21 protein-coding genes are annotated in these 20,238 nt (G+C 69.6%); 14 read left to right on the top strand and 7 right to left on the bottom strand.

Annotated elements, in window-relative coordinates; genetic code table 11:
* Positions 1-24 precede the first annotated feature (24 nt).
* From atpE to AB0I98_RS10650, 8 genes are all read left to right on the top strand, one after another.
* Complete coding sequence (gene atpE, locus AB0I98_RS10685) at positions 25-246, top strand: ATP synthase F0 subunit C (RefSeq protein WP_004925497.1); 222 nt, start codon at positions 25-27, stop codon at positions 244-246.
* A 42-nt stretch (positions 247-288) separates the two neighbouring features.
* Positions 289-840: a F0F1 ATP synthase subunit B gene (locus tag AB0I98_RS10680; RefSeq protein ID WP_328356878.1), complete on the top strand. Its 552-nt coding sequence runs from the start codon at positions 289-291 to the stop codon at positions 838-840.
* A complete protein-coding gene (locus AB0I98_RS10675) occupies positions 837-1,652 on the top strand; it encodes a F0F1 ATP synthase subunit delta (protein ID WP_362938400.1) in 816 nt (271 codons plus the stop codon). The genes AB0I98_RS10680 and AB0I98_RS10675 overlap by 4 nt, the downstream gene beginning before the upstream one ends.
* A 123-nt stretch (positions 1,653-1,775) precedes the next feature.
* Positions 1,776-3,368, top strand: a complete 1,593-nt coding sequence (gene atpA, locus AB0I98_RS10670) for a F0F1 ATP synthase subunit alpha (protein ID WP_362938397.1) — start codon at positions 1,776-1,778, stop codon at positions 3,366-3,368.
* Positions 3,369-3,389: 21 nt separating this feature from the next.
* Positions 3,390-4,304: a F0F1 ATP synthase subunit gamma gene (locus AB0I98_RS10665; protein WP_362938394.1), complete on the top strand. Its 915-nt coding sequence runs from the start codon at positions 3,390-3,392 to the stop codon at positions 4,302-4,304.
* Complete coding sequence (gene atpD, locus AB0I98_RS10660; RefSeq protein ID WP_362938391.1) at positions 4,304-5,740, top strand: F0F1 ATP synthase subunit beta; 1,437 nt, start codon at positions 4,304-4,306, stop codon at positions 5,738-5,740. Before AB0I98_RS10665 ends, atpD begins: the two co-directional genes overlap by 1 nt.
* Before the next feature lie 111 nt (positions 5,741-5,851).
* Positions 5,852-6,226, top strand: a complete 375-nt coding sequence (locus AB0I98_RS10655) for a F0F1 ATP synthase subunit epsilon (RefSeq protein WP_189942660.1) — start codon at positions 5,852-5,854, stop codon at positions 6,224-6,226.
* Between the two features lie 129 nt (positions 6,227-6,355).
* Positions 6,356-6,802 carry a DUF2550 domain-containing protein gene (locus AB0I98_RS10650; protein WP_301984312.1) on the top strand — a complete coding sequence of 149 codons (447 nt, stop codon included), beginning with the start codon at positions 6,356-6,358 and terminating at the stop codon, positions 6,800-6,802.
* A gap of 8 nt (positions 6,803-6,810) precedes the next feature.
* On the opposite strand, the gene AB0I98_RS10645 is transcribed toward AB0I98_RS10650, so the two are convergent.
* The 3 genes from AB0I98_RS10645 to AB0I98_RS10635 all read right to left on the bottom strand — a co-directional run bounded on the left by AB0I98_RS10645 (position 6,811) and on the right by AB0I98_RS10635 (position 10,624).
* On the bottom strand, positions 6,811-8,637 hold the full coding sequence (locus AB0I98_RS10645; protein WP_362938388.1) for a glycoside hydrolase family 18 chitinase: 1,827 nt from the start codon (positions 8,635-8,637) through the stop codon (positions 6,811-6,813).
* Positions 8,638-8,789: 152 nt separating this feature from the next.
* On the bottom strand, positions 8,790-9,431 hold the full coding sequence (locus AB0I98_RS10640) for a response regulator transcription factor (protein ID WP_362938385.1): 642 nt from the start codon (positions 9,429-9,431) through the stop codon (positions 8,790-8,792).
* The gene (locus AB0I98_RS10635) at positions 9,428-10,624 is read right to left on the bottom strand and encodes a histidine kinase (RefSeq protein WP_362938382.1); all 1,197 of its coding nucleotides are present in this window, start codon (positions 10,622-10,624) and stop codon (positions 9,428-9,430) included. Before AB0I98_RS10635 ends, AB0I98_RS10640 begins: the two co-directional genes overlap by 4 nt.
* Positions 10,625-10,776: 152 nt before the next feature.
* Between AB0I98_RS10635 and AB0I98_RS10630 the strand changes: the two genes are divergently transcribed.
* A complete protein-coding gene (locus tag AB0I98_RS10630) occupies positions 10,777-11,394 on the top strand; it encodes a hypothetical protein (protein ID WP_362938379.1) in 618 nt (205 codons plus the stop codon).
* Here the strand turns inward: AB0I98_RS10630 and AB0I98_RS10625 are convergent.
* On the bottom strand, positions 11,311-11,883 hold the full coding sequence (locus tag AB0I98_RS10625) for a cob(I)yrinic acid a,c-diamide adenosyltransferase (protein WP_362938376.1): 573 nt from the start codon (positions 11,881-11,883) through the stop codon (positions 11,311-11,313). The genes AB0I98_RS10630 and AB0I98_RS10625 overlap by 84 nt on opposite strands.
* Positions 11,884-12,046: 163 nt before the next feature.
* Here AB0I98_RS10625 and AB0I98_RS10620 point away from each other — a divergent pair, with 163 nt between their 5' ends.
* The 3 genes from AB0I98_RS10620 to AB0I98_RS10610 all read left to right on the top strand — a co-directional run bounded on the left by AB0I98_RS10620 (position 12,047) and on the right by AB0I98_RS10610 (position 16,171).
* Complete coding sequence (locus AB0I98_RS10620; RefSeq protein ID WP_301984318.1) at positions 12,047-12,895, top strand: 3-hydroxyacyl-CoA dehydrogenase family protein; 849 nt, start codon at positions 12,047-12,049, stop codon at positions 12,893-12,895.
* A gap of 150 nt (positions 12,896-13,045) precedes the next feature.
* A complete protein-coding gene (locus AB0I98_RS10615; RefSeq protein WP_155060612.1) occupies positions 13,046-13,369 on the top strand; it encodes an STAS domain-containing protein in 324 nt (107 codons plus the stop codon).
* 258 nt (positions 13,370-13,627) lie between these two features.
* The gene (locus tag AB0I98_RS10610; protein ID WP_362938373.1) at positions 13,628-16,171 is read left to right on the top strand and encodes an ATP-binding protein; all 2,544 of its coding nucleotides are present in this window, start codon (positions 13,628-13,630) and stop codon (positions 16,169-16,171) included.
* 69 nt (positions 16,172-16,240) lie between these two features.
* Here the strand turns inward: AB0I98_RS10610 and nucS are convergent, their stop codons facing one another.
* Positions 16,241-16,912, bottom strand: coding sequence for an endonuclease NucS (nucS, locus tag AB0I98_RS10605; protein ID WP_210572626.1), 672 nt, complete (start codon positions 16,910-16,912; stop codon positions 16,241-16,243).
* Positions 16,913-17,156: 244 nt separating this feature from the next.
* Between nucS and AB0I98_RS10600 the strand changes: the two genes are divergently transcribed.
* On the top strand, positions 17,157-17,549 hold the full coding sequence (locus tag AB0I98_RS10600; RefSeq protein ID WP_210572627.1) for an SCO5389 family protein: 393 nt from the start codon (positions 17,157-17,159) through the stop codon (positions 17,547-17,549).
* 84 nt (positions 17,550-17,633) lie between these two features.
* Here AB0I98_RS10600 and AB0I98_RS10595 read toward each other — a convergent pair whose 3' ends face one another.
* Positions 17,634-18,662, bottom strand: coding sequence for an LLM class flavin-dependent oxidoreductase (locus AB0I98_RS10595; RefSeq protein WP_362938370.1), 1,029 nt, complete (start codon positions 18,660-18,662; stop codon positions 17,634-17,636).
* Positions 18,663-18,940: 278 nt separating this feature from the next.
* Here AB0I98_RS10595 and AB0I98_RS10590 point away from each other — a divergent pair, with 278 nt between their 5' ends.
* Positions 18,941-19,273 carry an ATP/GTP-binding protein gene (locus AB0I98_RS10590; RefSeq protein WP_362938367.1) on the top strand — a complete coding sequence of 111 codons (333 nt, stop codon included), beginning with the start codon at positions 18,941-18,943 and terminating at the stop codon, positions 19,271-19,273.
* Between the two features lie 19 nt (positions 19,274-19,292).
* Here the strand turns inward: AB0I98_RS10590 and AB0I98_RS10585 are convergent, their stop codons facing one another.
* Positions 19,293-20,162 (bottom strand): ABC transporter permease subunit, encoded by an 870-nt coding sequence (locus AB0I98_RS10585; RefSeq protein ID WP_362938364.1) that lies wholly within the window; start codon positions 20,160-20,162, stop codon positions 19,293-19,295.
* Between the last annotated feature and the right edge of the window lie 76 nt (positions 20,163-20,238).

Raw genomic sequence — 20,238 nt, 5'->3', positions numbered from 1 at the left:
CCGTAAAGAGAAGGAAGAACTGGCATGTCCAACCTTGCTGCTGTCACCGGTGACCTCGGTTCCGTCGGTTACGGTCTTGCGGCCATCGGCCCCGGCGTCGGCGTTGGCATCATCTTCGGTAACGGCACCCAGGCCCTCGCCCGCCAGCCCGAGGCGGCCGGTCTGATCCGCGCCAACCAGATCCTCGGCTTCGCCTTCTGTGAGGCGCTCGCCCTGATCGGTCTCGTCATGCCGTTCGTCTACTAAGACGAGCGCTGACGACCGACCCTGTCGACGAAAGGCACTGATGTGAACTCCGCCCTGGTTTTGCTGGCGGCTGAGGGTGAGAAGGAGAACCCCCTCATCCCGCCGTGGCCGGAAGTTGTCATCGGCCTCATCGCTTTCGTCATCGTCTTCGGCTTCCTCGCCAAGAAGCTCCTCCCGACCATCAACAAGGTTCTGGAAGAGCGTCGCGAGGCCATCGAGGGCGGTATCGAAAAGGCCGAGGCCGCGCAGACCGAGGCCCAGAGCGTCCTTGAGCAGTACAAGGCCCAGCTCGCCGAGGCCCGGCACGAGGCCGCGCGACTGCGCCAGGAGGCGCAGGAGCAGGGCGCCACGCTCATCGCCGAGATGCGCGCGGAGGGCCAGCGGCAGCGTGAGGAGATCATCGCCGCCGGTCACGCCCAGATCGAGGCCGACCGCAAGGCCGCCTCGTCGGCGCTGCGCCAGGACGTCGGCAAGATCGCCACCGACCTGGCCGGCAAGCTCGTCGGCGAGTCCCTCGAGGACCACGCCCGGCAGAGCCGTGTGATCGACCGCTTCCTCGACGAGCTCGAGGAGAAGGCCGAGGCCACCCGATGAACGGAGCGAGCCGCGAGGCCCTGGCAGCCGCACGCGAGCGTCTCGACGCGCTGACGGACAACACGTCCGTGAACGCCGGCTCGCTCGCCGACGAGCTGGCCTCCCTCACCGCGCTGCTGCACCGCGAGGTGTCGCTGCGTCGGGTCCTGACCGACCCGGCGCAGTCCGGCGAGGCCAAGGCCGACCTGGCCCAGCGCCTCATCGGCGGCCAGGTCAGCGGCGAGGTCGCCGACCTGCTGTCCGGCATGGTGCGCTCCCGCTGGTCGCAGTCGCGCGACCTGGTGGACGCACTGGAGGAGCTGGCCAACGTCGCCGACTTCACCGCCGCCCAGAAGGCGGGCACGCTCGACGACGTCGAGGACGAGCTGTTCCGGTTCGGCCGGATCATCTCCTCCAACACCGAGCTGCGCGCCGCGCTCACCAACCGGTCCGCGACGACCTCCGCCAAGAGCGAGCTGCTGCGCAGCCTGCTCGGTGGCCGGTCCGCCGCGACCACCGAGCGTCTGGTGACGCGCCTTGTGACCGTGCCGCGGGGACGTAGCCTGGAAGCGGGACTGGAGTCCCTCTCCAAGCTCGCCGCCGAGCGCCGCGACCGGATGGTGGCCGTGGTCACCTCGGCGGTACCGCTGAGCGACGGGCAGAAGCGGCGCCTGGGCGACGCCCTGGCGAAGCTCTACGGCCGTCCGATGCACCTCAACCTGGACGTGGACCCCGAGGTCCTCGGCGGGATCCGGGTGCAGGTCGGTGACGAGGTCATCAACGGCTCGATCGCGGACCGCATCGAGGACGCCGGCCGCCGCCTGGCGAGCTAGCAGCAACTTCATAAGCAGTACGTGTACCTACGGCCCGGTTGGGCCGTGCAGAGGATTCCTGGGGGTCGCCCCCAGACCCCCAAGTTGAAACTTCGGGCCCAACAAGGAGAGCAGGGAACCCAGATGGCGGAGCTCACGATCCGGCCGGAGGAGATCCGGGACGCGCTGGAGACGTTTGTCCAGTCGTACAAGCCGGACGCGGCCTCGCGCGAGGAGGTCGGTACGGTCACCCTTGCCGGCGACGGCATCGCGAAGGTCGAGGGTCTTCCCTCGGCCATGGCCAACGAACTGCTGAAGTTCGAGGACGGCACCCTCGGCCTCGCGCTCAACCTGGAAGAGCGCGAGATCGGCGCCATCGTCCTCGGTGAGTTCAGCGGTATCGAGGAGGGCCAGCCGGTCTCCCGTACCGGCGAGGTCCTGTCCGTGGCCGTCGGCGAGGGCTACCTCGGCCGCGTCGTCGACCCGCTCGGCGCCCCGATCGACGGCCTCGGCGAGATCGAGACCGACAGCCGCCGCGCCCTCGAGCTGCAGGCCCCGGGCGTCATGGTCCGTAAGTCGGTGCACGAGCCGATGGAGACCGGCTACAAGGCCGTCGACACGATGACCCCGATCGGCCGTGGTCAGCGTCAGCTGATCATCGGCGACCGGCAGACCGGCAAGACCGCTCTGGCCGTCGACACGATCATCAACCAGCGCGACAACTGGCGCTCCGGCGACCCGAACAAGCAGGTCCGCTGCATCTACGTCGCCATCGGTCAGAAGGGTTCGACCATCGCCTCCGTGCGTGGTGCCCTCGAAGAGGCCGGCGCGCTGGAGTACACGACCATCGTCGCCGCCCCGGCGTCCGACCCGGCCGGCTTCAAGTACCTGGCGCCGTACACCGGTTCGGCCATCGGCCAGCACTGGATGTACCAGGGCAAGCACGTCCTGATCATCTTCGACGACCTCTCCAAGCAGGCCGACGCCTACCGCGCCGTGTCCCTGCTGCTGCGCCGCCCGCCGGGCCGTGAGGCCTACCCGGGTGACGTCTTCTACCTGCACTCCCGTCTGCTGGAGCGCTGCGCGAAGCTCTCCGACGAGATGGGCGCCGGTTCGATGACCGGTCTGCCGATCGTCGAGACGAAGGCCAACGACGTCTCGGCGTTCATCCCGACCAACGTCATCTCCATCACCGACGGCCAGTGCTTCCTGGAGTCCGACCTGTTCAACGCCGGTCAGCGTCCGGCTCTGAACGTCGGTATCTCGGTCTCCCGAGTCGGTGGCTCCGCCCAGCACAAGGCGATCCGCCAGGTCTCCGGCCGTCTGCGCGTGGACCTCGCCCAGTTCCGTGAGCTGGAGGCGTTCGCCGCCTTCGGTTCCGACCTGGACGCCGCGTCGAAGGCGCAGCTGGAGCGCGGTCAGCGCATGGTCGAGCTGCTCAAGCAGCCGCAGTACCAGCCGATGGCCACCGAGGACCAGGTCGTCTCCATCTGGGCCGGCACCACCGGCAAGATGGACGAGGTGCCGGTGAACGACATCCGCCGCTTCGAGAAGGAGCTGCTGGAGTACCTGCACCGCAAGGAGCAGGGCCTGCTCACCTCCATCCGAGAGGGCGGCAAGATGTCCGACGACACGCTGCAGGCCCTGGCCGACGGGGTGGCGGAGTTCAAGAAGCAGTTCGAGACCTCGGACGGCAAGCTGCTCGGCGAGGAATCGGCCGTCAGCGTCTCCAAGTGACGTAAGGAAGGGACCTGACTCATGGGAGCCCAGCTCCGGGTCTACAAGCGTCGCATCCGATCCGTCACCGCGACCAAGAAGATCACCAAGGCGATGGAGATGATCGCCGCCTCGCGCGTCGTCAAGGCGCAGCGCAAGGTGGCGGCATCCACGCCGTACGCGCGGGAACTGACCCGCGCGGTCACGGCGGTCGGTACCGGCTCGAACACCAAGCACCCGCTGACCACCCAGGCCGACACGGTCACCCGGTCCGCGGTGCTGCTCCTGACGAGCGACCGTGGTCTCGCCGGTGCCTTCAACTCCAACGCCATCAAGGCTGCGGAGCAGCTGACCGAGCGCCTGGAGCGCGAGGGCAAGCAGGTCGACGTCTACATCGTCGGCCGGCGCGGTGTCGCCCACTACAACTTCCGTGAGCGCAAGATCACGGAGTCGTGGACCGGGTTCACGGACCAGCCGTCGTACGCGGACGCCAAGAAGGTCGCGGCTCCGCTGATCGAGGCCATCGAGACGGAGACGGCCGAGGGCGGCGTGGACGAGCTCCACATCGTCTACACCGAGTTCGTGTCGATGATGACGCAGACGGCGCAGGACGCGCGCCTGCTGCCGCTCAGCCTCGAAGAGGTCGCACAGGAGGCGCCGAAGGGCGAGATCCTCCCCCTGTACGACTTCGAGCCCTCGGCGGAGGACGTCCTCGACGCCCTGCTGCCGCGGTACGTGGAAAGCCGTATCTACAACGCGCTGCTCCAGTCGGCCGCTTCGAAGCACGCCGCCACGCGGCGCGCGATGAAGTCGGCCACCGACAACGCCGGCGATCTCATCGAGAACCTCACCCGGCTTGCCAACCAGGCCCGCCAGGCCGAAATCACCCAGGAAATCAGCGAGATCGTCGGAGGCGCGAGCGCCCTGGCCGACGCGACCGCGGGGAGTGACTACTAATGACCACCACTGTTGAGACCGCGACGGCTACGGGCCGCGTCGCCCGGGTCATCGGCCCGGTCGTCGACGTGGAGTTCCCCGTCGACGCGATGCCGGAGATCTACAACGCCCTCCACGTCGAGGTCTCCGACCCGGCGAACGCCGGCGAGAAGAAGCTGCTGACCCTCGAGGTCGCCCAGCACCTGGGCGACGGCCTGGTCCGCGCCATCTCCATGCAGCCCACCGACGGCCTGGTCCGCCAGGCCCCGGTGACCGACACGGGCAAGGGCATCACCGTCCCGGTCGGCGACTTCACCAAGGGCAAGGTGTTCAACACCCTCGGTGAGGTGCTGAACACCGACGAGCAGTACGAGGGCGAGCGCTGGTCCATCCACCGCAAGGCCCCCGCCTTCGACCAGCTCGAGTCCAAGACCGAGATGTTCGAGACCGGCCTGAAGGTCGTCGACCTGCTGACCCCGTACGTCAAGGGCGGCAAGATCGGTCTGTTCGGTGGTGCCGGTGTCGGCAAGACCGTGCTGATCCAGGAAATGATCATGCGTGTCGCCAACCTCCACGAGGGCGTCTCCGTCTTCGCGGGCGTCGGTGAGCGCACCCGTGAGGGCAACGACCTCATCGCGGAGATGGAAGAGTCCGGCGTTCTGGACAAGACCGCGCTGGTCTTCGGTCAGATGGACGAGCCCCCGGGCACCCGTCTGCGCGTGGCCCTGGCCGGTCTGACCATGGCGGAGTACTTCCGCGATGTGCAGAAGCAGGACGTGCTGTTCTTCATCGACAACATCTTCCGCTTCACCCAGGCCGGTTCCGAGGTGTCCACCCTGCTCGGCCGTATGCCGTCCGCGGTGGGTTACCAGCCGAACCTGGCGGACGAGATGGGTCAGCTCCAGGAGCGGATCACCTCGACGCGTGGTCACTCGATCACCTCGATGCAGGCGATCTACGTCCCCGCGGACGACCTGACCGACCCGGCCCCGGCCACCACGTTCGCCCACCTCGACGCGACGACGGTTCTTTCCCGTCCGATCTCCGAGAAGGGCATCTACCCGGCCGTGGACCCGCTGGACTCCACGTCCCGCATCCTGGACCCGCGGTACATCGCGCAGGACCACTACGACGCCGCCATGCGCGTCAAGACGATCCTGCAGAAGTACAAGGACCTCCAGGACATCATCGCGATCCTCGGTATCGACGAGCTGGGCGAGGAGGACAAGCTCGTCGTCCACCGTGCCCGTCGCGTGGAGCGCTTCCTGTCCCAGAACACCCACGCCGCCAAGCAGTTCACCGGCGTGGACGGTTCGGACGTGCCGCTGGAGGAGTCGATCGCCGCGTTCAACTCGATCTGCGACGGTGAGTACGACCACTTCCCGGAGCAGGCGTTCTTCATGTGCGGTGGTCTCGAGGACCTGCGCAAGAACGCGAAGGAGCTGGGCGTCTCCTGAGCTCGCGCTCTTGACCGAGGGGGCGGGCACGTCCCGCCCCCTCAGTCACGCCCACTAGACTTGTATCCAACACCCGGCGAGAGAGCCGGGTGGTGACCCGAGGAGCCACCCTTGGCTGCTGAGCTGCACGTCGCGCTGGTCGCGGCCGACCGAGAGGTCTGGTCCGGCGAGGCCACCCTGGTCGTCGCGCGCACCACGTCCGGCGACATCGGCGTCATGCCCGGTCACCAGCCGCTGCTCGGTGTGCTGGAGTCGGGCCCGGTGACCATCCGTACGAGTGATGGCGGGACGGTCGTCGCCGCGGTGCACGGCGGTTTCATCTCGTTCGCGGACAACAAGCTGTCGTTGCTGGCCGAGATCGCCGAGCTGTCGGACGAGATCGATGTCCAGCGCGCCGAGCGAGAGCTCGAACGCGCGAAGGCGGAGGGCGATGCCACCGCCGAGCGGCGCGCAGACGTACGACTGCGTGCGGCGGCGGCGAGCTGATACCGCTCACCGTGTGATGACGTCACTCAGCCGCGGCTGGAACCGGAGCGATCCGGTACCAGCCGCGGCTGAGGCGAATATGGGTGTTTTTTCCATTCCGTTACCGAGGAGACGAGGAGGTCGGTGCCGATGGTCCTCGCTCTGACTGTGTGCGGAATTGTCGTCGCCCTCGTGGTCGTGGGGCTGTTCGTCTTCGGCCTGCGCCGCAGGCTCATCCAGCGCTCCGGCGGCACCTTCGACTGCTCCCTGCGCTGGGACGTCCCGGAGAAGACCGACACCAGCGGCAAGGGCTGGAGCTACGGCGTCGCCCGCTACAACGGCGACCGCGTCGAGTGGTACCGCGTCTTCTCGTACGCCTACCGCCCCCGCCGCATCCTGGAGCGCGCCGCGATCGAGGTGGCCGGCCGCCGTCTTCCCGAGGGCGAGGAGGAGCTGGCGCTGCTCTCCGACGCGGTGATCCTCACCTGTCTGCACCGGGGCACGCGCCTGGAACTCGCGATGAGCGAAGACGCGCTGACCGGTTTCCTCGCGTGGCTTGAGGCAGCCCCGCCCGGTCAGCGCGTCAATGTTGCTTAACGGGTGGTCTACTTCAGCCCGTTGTTGATCGAGGTCAGCAGCTCGCCATTGCTGGTGTCACCGCTGAATTCCCAGAAGAACGCGCCGCCGAGGCCCTGGTTCTTGGCCCAGGTCATCTTTCCGGCGATCGTCGACGGGGTGTCGTAGGACCACCAGTTGTTCCCACAGTGCGCGTAGGCGGTGCCGGCGATGGTGCCGGTTGCGGGGCAGGAGTTCTTGAGCACCTTGTAGTCCTCGATGCCCGCCTCGTACGTGCCGGGGGCCGCGCCGGTCGCCGTGCCGCCGGGGGCGGACTGGGTGACGCCGGTCCAGCCGCGGCCGTAGAAGCCGATGCCGAGGAGCAGCTTGGCTGAGGGGACGCCCTTGGCCTTGAGCTTGGCGATCGCGTCGGCGGAGTTGAAGCCCGCGGCCGGGATGCCGGAGTACGAGGTCAGGGGCGAGTGCGGAGCGGTCGGGCCGTCCGCGTCGAAGGCGCCGAAGTAGTCGTACGTCATCACGTTGTACCAGTCGAGCGAGGCCGCGGCGCCGCCGTAGTCGGCCACGTCGAGCTTGCCGCCGGAGGAGCCGTCGCCGGTGATGGCGGCGGTGACGAGATAGTTGGAGCCGAACTCCGTGCGCAGCGCCGACATGAGGTTCTTGAAGGCCGCCGGTCCGCTGGTGTCGCAGGTCAGGCCGCAGGCGTTCGGGTACTCCCAGTCCATGTCGATGCCGTCGAAGACGTCGGCCCAGCGCGGGTCCTCCACGACGGCCTTGCAGGACTTGGCGAACGCGGCCGGGTTCTGTGCGGCCTGGCCGAAGCCGCCGGAGTAGGTCCAGCCGCCGAAGGAGTACAGCACCTTGATGTGCGGGTACTTGGTCTTGAGCTGGCGGAGCTGGTTGAAGTTGCCGCGCAGCGGCTGGTCCCAGGTGTCGGCGGTGCCGCTGACGGACTGGTCGGCGGTGTAGGCCTTGTCGTAGGCGGCGTAGGTGTCGTCGACGGTGCACTGGCCGTTCTTGACGTTGCCGAAGGCGTAGTTGATGTGCGTGATCTTCGACGCCGAACCCGAGGTCACCAGGTTCTTGACGTGGTAGTTGCGGCCGTAGACACCCCACTCGGTGAAGTAGCCGAGCTTGACCTTGTCGCCGGTCGGCGGGGGTTCGGTGGTGCCGCCCGTGGTGCGGACCGCGCGGGCGCCGGAGACCGGGCCGGTCTGGTCGGCGGTGTCACGGGCCTGGACGGTGTAGGAGTAGTCGGTGCCGGCGCTCAGGCCGGTGTCGGTGTACGACGTCGAGGTCACCGTCGCGACCTTGGTGCCGCCGCGCAGGACGTCGTAGTTCTTGATGCCCTTGTCGTCGGTGGCCGCGCTCCAGCTCAGTCTCACCGAGGTGTTGGTGATGTCGGAGGCGGTCGGGGTGCCGGGGGCGGACGGCGGTTTGTCGCCGGGGACCGTGGGGCCGCCGTCACAACTGCCGCCGTTCAGCTTGCAGTTGGCGGGGGCGCCGGAGCCGGTGCCGTTGAAGCCGAAGGAGATGGAGGCGCCGGGGGAGAGGGTGCCGTTCCAGGACTTGTTCTTGGCGGTCCAGTGGGTGCCGGAGGAGGTGACGTCGGCGTCCCAGGCCGAGGTGACGGACGTGCCGGAGGGGAAGTCCCACTCGACGGTCCAGGAGTTGATGGTGGTGTCGCCGGTGTTCTTGACGGTCCACTTGCCCTCGAAGCCGGTGCCCCAGTCCTGGGTCTTGGCGTAGGTGGCGGTGGCGGAGGTGGCCGCCTGGGCCGGACTGGCGAGGCCGACCAGTCCGGCGAGAGGGAGCAGCAGGGTCGCGAACCCTGCCACGACTCTGTGTCTGAAGCGCATCGTGCGCCTCCTCAGGGGGTGTTGGGGGCGGGACTGAGCCTTCACGCCCACGGTGCCGCGAGAATAGAAAGGTCTGGACCACAGGTCAATAGGTCCAGACCAGTTGCTCTTGAACGGCTCGTGCGCGGCTCCTGCCCGGCGGCCCGGTTCCGCTAGATCCCCAACTCCTGCGCCAGCACCGCCGCTTGCACCCGGCTGCGCAGCTCCAGCTTCCCCAGCAGCCTGCTGACGTGCGTCTTCACGGTCGCCTCCGCCATGTCGAGGCGGTCGGCGATCTCGGCGTTCGACAGTCCCTCGCCGAGACAGGACAGTACCTCGCGCTCGCGCCGGGTGAGTGTGTCCAGCGCCGCCGGTTCGGGCTTCGGCTCCCGTGCGGGGCGGGCGGCGAACTCGGCGATCAGGCGCCGGGTGACGGCCGGGGCGACGATGCCCTCGCCGCGCGCGACCGTCCGTACCGCTTCCAGCAGATCCTTGGCGTCGGTGTTCTTGAGCAGGAAGCCGGACGCGCCCGCCCGCAGCGCTCCGAAGACATACTCGTCGAGGTCGAAGGTGGTCAGGACCAGCACATCCGCCAGCCCCTCCGCCACGACCTGCCGGGTCGCCGACACCCCGTCCAGGCGCGGCATCTGAACGTCCATCAGCACCAGATCCGGCCGCAGTTCACGGGCCCGCGCCACCGCCTGCTCGCCGTCCGCCGCCTCGCCGACCACCTCGATGTCGGACGCGCTGCGCAGGATGAGGACGAGACCGGCACGCACGGCGGACTGGTCCTCGGCGACGAGCACACGGATCATTCGGGGTCTCCTTGCGGATGGTCGGTGACGGGGAGCGTGACGCGTACGGCCCAGATCTTGCCGTCCGCGGAGTCCTCGGGGCCCGCCTCGAACGTGCCGCCCAGCAGGGCCGTCCGCTCCCGCATGCCGACGAGTCCGGCGCCGGAGCCGGGGGCACGGGGGCCGTCCTGACGGCCGTACGAGCTGATCACGCCGATCGCCAGCGAGCCGTCCCGCTGCTTCAGGGTGACCGTGACCCGGCCGGGCCCTGCGTGCTTGAGGGCGTTGGTCAGGCACTCCTGGACGATGCGGTACGCCGCCAGCTCCACCGGGGCGGGGAGGGAGTCGGCGTGCTCGGTGTCGAGGCCGACGTCGAGGCCGTTGGCGCGGGCGCCCTCGACCAGCGCGCCGAGCCCGTCGAGCGTCGGGGCCGCGGCGGGTTCCAGGTCGCCGCTGTCGTCGCGCAGGATGCCGATCAGCCGCCGCATCTCGGCGAGCCCCTCGACGCTGTTCTCGCGGATCACGGCCAGGGCGTCCTGGGTGGTCTTCGGGTCGTCCAGGGAGAGCGCGGCGGTGGAGTGGATGGCGATCGCGGAGAGATGGTTGGCGACCATGTCGTGCAGCTCACGGGCCATCCGGGCACGCTCGGCGGTGACCGCCTGGGTGCGGTCCATCTCGGCGAGCAGCGCGGTCTGCTCGGCACGCAGCCGGGCGGCCTCGGCGGCGTCGCGGTGGTTGCGGACGATCCAGCCGGTGGCCGCGGGGGTGTACGCCACCAGGCCGACGACCACGCCGACCAGCAGCGCCTCCGGCTTGCGCCAGGCAGCGAGGGGCACCACTGTCCCGACCACTGTCATCACGCCGGTGGTCCACAGCACGCGGCGGGCGGCGACGGGTGGGCTGTACAGGACGGCCGCGTAGACCAGGTCCGTGAACATCACCCAGGTGACCAGGTTGCCCTGGGTGATGGTGTCGACGGTGAGTGCGGCGACGCCGATCAGCAGGCTCGTACGGGGACAGGTGCGGCGCAGCAGCTCGCAGCCCGCCATCACGACGAGCGGCACCAGGATGGGCCAGCGTCCGTCCCAGAGGATGATCGGATCCCTGGGCCCCCGGACGCCGAGGCCCACGCCCCAGAGCAGCAGCCCGCCGAGCAGACCGGCGCAGGCGATGCGCACGTCGTCCGGGTGCGGGCGGGGGAGCGGGGCGGCCATGACTCTATCCAACACGGCGCCGCGCTCCGGCGCCTGATCCCCGGGAACGGTCCGGCACTGCATCTTTCGATGTACGGGGAGTTCGTCACCGACGACGACGAAACGGCCCTCGCCCGCCGCGAGCCTTGAAGGGTGACCGAAGGGAGTGAGCCGTGGTCGTCGCGTTGATCATCGCCTGTGAGGTCGGGTTCTGGGTGCTCCTCGCCCTGGGCCTGGCCGTCCGCTATCTGCTGAAGTGGCGCCGTACGAGCGTGGTGCTGTTGCTGTGCGAGCCCGTGCTGGAGGTGGTCCTGTTCATCGCGACGGCGATCGACCTGAAGAACGGCGCCGAACCCAGCTGGGAACACGGCCTGGCGGCGCTCTACATCGGCTACACCGTCGCGTTCGGCCACTACACGATCCGCTGGCTCGACGGCCACGCCGCCCATCGCCTGGGCGGCGGCCCGCCCCCGCCGAAGCCGCCGCGCTACGGCCGCGCCCGCGCCCGGCACGAGGCGAAGCTGTGGCTGCGAGCGGTGTTCGGCGGCGCGGTGGCCCTGGCGCTCCTCCAACTCGCCGTCTGGTACGTCGGCGACTCCGGGGACGTCAGCTCCCTGCGCAGCTTCCAGTGGGTGGCCGTGCGCACGATCGGCATCTACGGCCTGATCGCCCTGTCCTACACGGTCTGGCCCCGGAAGGAACCGGCGTCAGCGCTCCCCGCCCGGGACCCACAGCACGTCCCCGACGGCCTTGTTGGCCGTCCGGGCAAGGATGAAGAGCAGGTCCGATAGCCGGTTGAGGTAGGTCGCGGTCAGCGGGTTCATCACCTCTCCGTGCACCTCCAGCGCGGCCCACGTCGACCGCTCCGCCCGCCGTACGACCGTGCAGGCCTGGTGGAGCAGGGCCGCGCCCGGGGTACCGCCGGGGAGGATGAAGGACCGCAGCTTCTCCAGCCGCTCGTTGAAGCGGTCGCAGTCCGCCTCCAGCTTGTCGATGTAGAACTGCTCGACCCTGAGCGGCGGGAACTCGGGCTTTTCCACCACCGGTGTCGACAGGTCCGCCCCCACGTCGAACAGGTCGTTCTGCACGCGGGTGAGGACCTTGACGATCTCCTCGTCCAGACCGCCCAGCGCGATCGCCGTCCCGATCACGGCATTCGCCTCATTGGCGTCCGCGTACGCCGAGATCCGCAGATCCGTCTTGGCGACCCGGCTCATGTCACCGAGGGCGGTGGTGCCCTGGTCGCCGGTCCTGGTGTAAATGCGCGTCAGATTGACCATATGGCCAGCGTAGTTACATGTCGGCGGTAATCCACGGTGTGATGTGCGTCAGTAGACACGTGACGCGCGTTACTAACCGATCACACAGTGCCCTCACTGCCGCTAAGGTCCGCCCGAGAGGCATAAATAAAGAGGCTGTGAGTATTCAAAGGGGAGTCGCACAGTGGCACGGAAGCTTGCCGTCATCGGCGCCGGATTGATGGGTTCCGGTATCGCCCAGGTCTCCGCGCAGGCGGGCTGGGACGTCGTTCTGCGCGACGTCACCGATGAGGCGCTGAAGCGGGGCACCGACGGGATCAAGGCGTCGTACGACAAGTTCGTGAGCAAGGGCAAGCTGGAGGCGCACGACGCCGACGCGGCCCTCGCCCGGATCACCGCGACCACCGATCTGGACGCCGCCGCCGACGCGGACATCGTCGTCGAGGCCGTCTTCGAGAAGCTGGAAGTCAAGCACGAGATCTTCCGTGCGCTCGACAAGCTGGTGAAGGACGATGCTGTCCTCGCCTCCAACACCTCCGCCATCCCGATCACCAAGATCGCGGCCGTGACGGAGCGCCCGGAGCGGGTCGTCGGTACGCACTTCTTCTCGCCGGTACCGATGATGCAGCTGTGCGAGCTGGTCCGCGGGTACAAGACGAGCGACGAAACCCTCGCCACCGCGCGGGAGTTCGCCGAGTCCGTCGGCAAGACCTGCATCGTCGTCAACCGGGACGTCGCCGGGTTCGTGACCACCCGTCTCATCTCCGCCCTCGTCGTCGAGGCCGCGAAGTTGTACGAGTCGGGCGTCGCGACCGCCGAGGACATCGACCTCGCCTGCAAGCTGGGCTTCGGCCACGCGATGGGACCGCTGGCCACCGCCGACCTGACGGGCGTCGACATCCTGCTGCACGCCACCAGCAACATCTACACCGAGTCCCAGGACGAGAAGTTCGCTCCGCCCGAGCTGATGCGCCGGATGGTTGACGCCGGTGACATCGGGCGCAAGAGCGGGCAGGGCTTCTACAAGCACTGAAACCGCACATGCCCCTGGAGCATCACTCCGTGGGGTGAATTCGGTATCGGTTCGCTTACAGATGGCAACCTCCGACCGCTTCTCGCAGTCAGAGGTTGCATCACCGGGCATCACCACGCGGAGACATCAGACGCACCACGGGGAGCGCATATGTTCATCAGGGGCGACCACGCCGAGCTGGTCGTCGGGGGCCGCCTCGACGTCCGCAGCGCGGCGGACGCCCGTACGGTCCTGCACTCGGCCGTCGACGACGGAGTCGGCGATCTGGTACTGGACCTGTCCGAGCTGGACTCCTGGGACGCCACCGGACTCGGTGTGATCATGGGGGCCCACCGACGGGCCGGCCGCTGCGGCCGGCGCCTGGTGCTGCGCGACGTACCGCCGCAGATGCAGCGCCTGCTGGTGGCGACCCGGCTGCACCGGATCCTGGCGATCGAGGGCGGCATCGGGGTGGAGTCGCTGCCCCGCGTGTGACACCCGGCGCGAGTGGGACGCAGCGGGTCGGACGTTGCGATTGGGACACGTACGACGCGCACAATCCTCACGAGACTGCGACGTCTCGGACGGCGCGGTACCCCGGGCTGTCGTAGATACTGTGCGAAGGTTTAGGGTTCGGTCGCCCGCTGCCAGACATCCCTTCGAGCGGGCCCGGACCAGAAGCGACAGCGCGGTGTGCAACAGGCCGGGAGGGGCCGGTGCCGGCACACGACGCTTTTGGGGGGCTTGGAACCTATGGACTCGAACAACCGGGGACCCGAGGAGTACGGCCGCGACGATGGGGGTACCTCCCGCTCGAGCGAATTCGAGAGTGGGGGAGGCGACACGCCGCCCCAGCGCCAGCCCAGGGAATCCCTCTCACCAGACTTCGGACAGCACTCACCCGCACTCGCCCGCACCGTGCAACTCGTGTCGGGCGACTTCCTGCTCACCGTCAATCCCGTCGACGGCAGCGAGATCGAGGCCTGCCCGCCGGGCGAGCGGCCGGGACGGCCCGCCAAGTTCACGGCGGCCGAGCGTGCCGAGGTGGACCGCGCGGCCAAGCCGCCCGTACCGCCCGGTCCCAGCCGGCCCGCACTGCCGCTGCTGGCCCGCCAGGAGGAACGCGAGCGGCTCGTACGGCTGCTCGCCCGCGGCCGCTCCGTACGGCTCACCGGCGCCGCCGGCTCCGGCCGCACCGCCCTCCTCGACGTGGTCGCCGAGGACTGCGCGGACCTCGCCCCCGACGGCGTCGTCCGCCTCAACGGCAACCACCGCACGTCGAGCGACCTGCTCCACGACCTCTTCTACGCCGTCTACAACGCGCCGCTGCACCGACCCGACCGGGACGAACTGCGCGAACTCCTCCGGGAGATCGGCGCGGTCGTCGTCCTGGACGACATCGAGTTCGGCGGTGCCGCGCTCGACGAACTGCTGGACGCGACCCCGGAGTGCGCCTTCCTGATCGGCGCCACCCCGGACGTGCCCGCGCCCTCCGCCGACTCGGCCGTCGAAGAGGTCTTCCTCAGCGGCCTCGACCGTGCGGGCGGGGTGGAACTGCTCGAGCAGGCCGTCGGCCGCGTGCTCACCGAGGACGAGGCGAACTGGGCCGGCGACCTCTGGTTCGAGTCCGAGGGGCTGCCGCTGCGCTTCGTCCAGGCCGGTGCCCTGCTGCGCCAGCGCGACCGGCTGCGGTCCAGCGCCGACGCCTTCGACGAGTTCGGTGTCTTCCAGGACGCCCCGGTTGACGCGCCCTTCGAGGCCGGCGACGGTCACGACGTACCGCTGCCGTCGCTCGCCGAGGGAGCCGCGCCCGCCGCGCTGCTCGCCTCCCGGCTGAGCGAATCGGCGCGGGCCACCCTGCGGTTCGCCGTCGCGCTCGGCGGCGAGGTGCCGCACCAGGCGCATCTGCCCGCCCTGGTCGGCGACACCCACGCGGACGCCGCCCTCGGCGAGCTGCTGAGCTGCGCGCTGGTCTCCCCGCTCGGCTCCCGCTACCGGCTGGCCGCCGGGGTGCAGACGCAGTTGGAGGCCGTCGGCTACGGCGACGACGTACCGGCCCGCGCCCTCACCGCCGCCCAGCACTACGCCTGGTGGGCCGGACATCCCTCGGTCACCCCGGAGCGGGTGTGCGCCGAGGCGGACGCCGTGCTCGCCGCCCTCGGCGTCCTCGCGCCGGTGACCACACCCCCGGCGGAGGGGGAGGAGAGCGTCACCGTGCAGCTGGCCCGCACGGCCGCGCCCGCGTTCGCCGCGGGGCTGCACTGGAGCGCCTGGGAGCGGGCCCTGCGCTACGGCTCCGAGGCCTCCCGGCTCACCGGCGAGGTGTCCGAACAGGCCTACTTCCACCACGAGTTGGGCGTCATCGCACTCTGCGCGGGACAGCTCGACCGGGCCCGCGCCGAGCTGGAGGCCTCCATCGGCCTGCGCGGAGCGGTCGCCGACAAGCGCGGCACCGTTGCGGGACGCCGCGCCCTCGCCCTGGTCGCGGACCGCTCCGGCACGCCGATCGGTGTCGCCGCCACGGCCGGGGAGGAGGTGCCGGACGCCCGCTACGAGGAGTCGCAGTCACCGCCCGGCGGCACCCCGGCGGCGTTCCCTCCGCTCCAGCCGCCCGCCTCCGACCCCGCGACGCTCGTCACCCACCGCTCCACATCCGGCCCCGCGGCGCACAAGGGCCGCGGCGGCCTCCGTGGCCTCGCCCGGCGCAACCTCGTGGCCGCCGGCGCGGGCGCCCTCCTCGCGGCCGTCCTCGGCACGGTGGTGACCCTCGGCGCCACGTCCGACAACGACCCGACCACCCCGTCCAACGAGGTCGGCCCCAACCCGTCCGCCAGCCAGGGCACCGGCGACGACAGCCTCGGCGCCGACAAGGCGGACGACGGCGACGACAACGAAGACTCCGGTGACGTCGGCGCGGCGACCAGCAGCCCGACCGACCCGGGCCCGGACGGTACGTACGGCACGTCCGACGACCCGACACCGACGGACACGGACGAGCCTTCGGACGACCCGAGCGGGACGAAGAACCCGGGAGGCGGCGGCAACACGTCGCCGTCGCCGACGAAGACGCCGTCGGACACGCCTACGACGAAGCCGCCTACGTCTTCGAAGCCGCCGTCTCAGACTCCGTCTCAGACGCCGTCCGAAACCCCGTCGGTGACCCCGTCCGTGACCCCGCCGTCCGAAACCCCGCCCACCTCCAACTCCGCCAGCGGCCCTGCCGAGACCACCAGCTCGGCCAGCGCCCCGGAAACCAGCGAGGCAAGCAGCCCCAGTAGTTCGGTCGACGGCATCTGACGTCCCGCGCAGCACAAAAAGGGCCGGGTCCGTTTCACACGGACCCGGCCCTCGTCGTCGTAGAAACCCTTAGAACAGCCGCAGTTTGTCGTCCTCGATGCCTCGCATCGCGTCGTAGTCCAGGACCTGGCAGCCGATGCCGCGGTCGGTGGCGAGGACGCGGGCCTGGGGCTTGATCTCCTGGGCGGCGAAGATGCCGCGGACCGGGGCGAGATGGGGGTCGCGGTTGAGGAGTTCCAGGTAGCGGGTGAGCTGTTCCACGCCGTCGATCTCGCCGCGCCGCTTGATCTCGACCGCGACGGTCTGGCCGTCGGCGTCGCGGCAGAGGATGTCGACGGGGCCGATGGCCGTCATGTACTCGCGGCGGATCAGGGTGTAGCCCTCGCCGAGGGTGTCGATGCGGTCGGCGAGCAGTTCCTGGAGGTGTGCTTCCACGCCGTCCTTGATCAGGCCGGGATCCACGCCCAGTTCGTGCGAGGAGTCATGCAGGACCTCCTCCATGGTGATGATGAGCTTCTCGCCCGCCTTGTTGATGACGGTCCAGACGCCTTCGTCGTCGCCCTCGCCCTCCTTCAGGGTGCAGGGTGGCGACATCCAGTTCAGAGGCTTGTAGGCCCGGTCGTCCGCGTGAATCGAGACGCTGCCGTCCGCCTTCACCAGGATCAGGCGGGGCGCCGAGGGGAGATGAGCGGTGAGCCGGCCCGCGTAGTCGACGGAGCACCGGGCGATGACGAGACGCATGGTCGGCAACGCTACTCGACGGGCGCGGGTGCACGCGATTCGCCCGGGTAACCCCCTGTTCGTTTGTGGCCGATTGTGCGCCTATTGAGACCGCTCCATGTACGCAATCTGCTGGTGCCGTCACCGTACGTTGCTTACCGTATTAAACGGGAGGTCGCGGTGTGTGTACTCAGCGTGTTCGGTATCGCGAACTCCCTGCCCTGTCCGGCAACCCCTGTGATCCGGGGGTGCGAGAGGAGAACCCATGTCGCTCGACGTCTCACCGGCCCTACTCGAACAGGCCGAGCGAGGCGAGGTCGACGAAGCAGAATTCGTCGACTGCGTCCGGACCTCCCTGCCCTACGCGTGGGAGATGATCAGCTCCCTGGTGGCCCAGCTGAAGGTGGACGGCGGTGCGTTCGCCGACAACCAGACGCCCCCGCCGGACGAGCAGGCACGCGGCCAGCTGCTGCGTGCGCTTGCCAGTGACGCGATCCGCGGCGCGCTGCAACGGCACTTCGGTGTCCGGCTGGCTTTCCAGAACTGCCACCGGGTGGCCGTGTTCCCGCTCGACTCATCGGTCGACGAGAAGCTGGCCCGCTTCACCTCGGTCCGCAGTCAGCTGCTCAATCAGTCACCGGAGTTCCGGGACTGCTGAGGAGCGAGCCGCTTTGCTTGCCGCTCCGTACGCGGGAGGTGCATTCAGTACTGGAGCGGCAAGCTCCCCGCCGGGCAGGCCCGTTCACCCGAGGTGCGGGAGCACTTCGGCACCGAGCCGACGGACGTTCTCCTCGGTGGCCGCGAGGTCGCCCGAGCCTTCGACGAGCAGTGCGAAGCGGGTGATACCGGTCCGCTCACTGGTCGCCGCGAGGCGGTCGGCGCACAGCCGCGGGGTGCCCACCGGGTGCAGTCCGCAGAGGAGTTCGGTGTAGGCCAGCGGGTCGCGCATCTGCCGCGGTCGGCCGTCGACCGTGACATGGGCGTCCAGGCCCTGCTTCAGCCAGCCCGGCATCGCCTTCAGCAGCGTCTCCACCGCTTCGGTACGCCGGTCGGCGATCTGGCAGATGCCGGCGGAGACATGGGCCGCGCCGAGGATCTCGTCCGCCGGCCGCCCGCACGCGCGCGCGTGCCCCCGCCACAGGGCGATCATCTCGGCCTTCTCCTCGTCCCCGACATGCATCCCGAGCAGCATCGGCAGCCCGCGCTCGGCGGCCAGCCGCACGCTCGCCGGTGAGGTGCACGCGAGGACGACCTCGGGGCCCGGGGCGCCGGTCAGGGACTCCGACGGCCTGGGGACGACGGCCACTTCACGGAAGGCGAAGCGGTCCCCGTCCGCCGCCACCGAGGGTTCGCTGAGCCAGCGCAACAGCAGATCGAGTGATTCCGGGTACGCCTTCTCGTACGCCTCCAGACCCGAGCCGAACACCTCCAGGTCGACCCAGGGCCCGCCGCGCCCGACGCCCAGCGAGAAGCGCCCGCCGCTCGTCATGTGCAGCAGCGCGGCCTGCTCGCCGAGGGCGACGGGGTGGACGGTGGGCAGCACGCTGACCGCCGTACCGACCCTGAGGCGGCGGGTGCGGCCGAGCAGTAACGCGGCCAGCGTGATCGCCGAAGGGCAGGTGCCGTACGGCACGAAGTGGTGCTCGGCCAGCCATACCGCGTCGAGCCCCGCCTCCTCCGCCACCTCGGCCGAGCGGACCGCGCGGTGCAGCGCCTCCCCCTGGCCCTGGCCCGGGAACTGGGCCGCCAACACGAAACTTCCTACGCGCATTGCTTTTCCTGCTTCCTTGGCTCCGACACGGAGCTCCCCCACCGGGCATAACCGTCTGACACGTGCCGAGGACACGGCTTGGCGAAGAGATTTGCGGATTGTCTGGAGAACGGATCAAGAAACGGGTCGAGTAGAGATCGGTAGGGGATCGGAAGGGGGTCGGGAAGGGACGGGCCTGGAGGGGGACTTGCGGTGATTGGCGCTCTACGCGTACCCCTGACTGCGCCGCGTAGGCTGTTTATGGCCCGTGCTTCCTGTATAGCCCCGTGAGGTGTTCTGTGTCCCCGCGTCGCAACCGACCCAAGGGCAGTGAGTCGTCCGGCCGGAGCGCCGAGGACGACCGGTCGGGCCGGTACGGCGGCTGGGAGTCGAGGGAGAGCTGGCGGGGCGAGGAGTGGAACGTGCGGCACGTGGCGGGGGCCAGTGCGCAGGGCAAGATGTACCGCTGCCCCGGCTGTGACCAGCTGATCCCCTCCGGTGTCCCGCACGTCGTCGCCTGGCCGGACCACTCGGGCGTCGACGACCGCCGCCACTGGCACAAGGCCTGCTGGAACGCGAAGGACCGCCGCACCACACGGGTGCAGCGGTCCAGGAACGCGCCGAAGTTCTGACGGACGCTTCTGACGGGACTCAGACGTCCCGCTGCTCCAGCAGGGCGTAGGCGCCGACGAAGGCCACGGCCGTCACGCCGAGGGCGATCCACAGCGGGTCCCAGCCGGACGGGCCGGTCTCGGTGAGGGAGTTGGAGTAGAAGGCGCTGAGCTGGTTCGGGATCGAGTACTCGAACAGGGCTTCCTGCAGCTCCCGCAGCGACTCCGAGAACATGAACAGCGCGATGACCAGCGGGGCCAGCACGACGCCGATCATGACGGTGATGGCGCCGGCCGAATGCCGGATGATCGAGCCGATGATGAGCGAGAGCAGCCCGAGCAGCGCGACGTAGAGGGACACACCGAGCGTGCCCTTCAGCCATTCTCCGCTGGACGGATCCCGCGCGTCGGTCACCATGCCCACCTGGGCGACGGCCACGAACGTGGTCGCCACCAGCGTCACCACGAACGCCACGGTGAAGAACACGATCGCCTTCGCCGCCATCACCCGCCCGCGCGAGGGGCACGCGGTCATCGTCGTACGGATCATGCCCGTGCCGTACTCCGAGGCCGTCGTCATCACGCCGAGGGTGATGATGCACATGACGCCGAGAAGCAGTCCGAAGAAGCCCAGGGCCAGCGGGTTCTCGTCGCCCAGACCGGCCTCGGACGAGTTGGCGGCGACCAGTGCGCCGGCCGCCAGCCCGATGCCGACGACGAGCAGCACGAACACGCCCAGCGTCCACATCGTGGAGCGCACCGACCGGATCTTGGTCCACTCCGAGGCGAGGGCGTGCCCGAGGTGCGTCCGGACCACGGGGATCGGCGAGGTGTACGTCGGGTACGGCGAACCGGGGGCAGCCTGCCACGCGGGCGCGGCCTGCTGCGTCGGGGGCTGGGGCGTGCTCATCGGGCGTCCTCGGGCTTGGTCGGGGCGGCGGCGGGCTGCGCGGGGGCGGCGGGGGGCTGGGCGGGCGCGGCAGCGG

This window comes from Streptomyces sp. NPDC050211, assembly GCF_040656035.1.
In the GTDB taxonomy this organism is placed as follows: domain Bacteria; phylum Actinomycetota; class Actinomycetes; order Streptomycetales; family Streptomycetaceae; genus Streptomyces.
Note: the sequence above shows the minus strand (reverse complement) of the source record. Positions and strands in the feature narration are given on the sequence as shown.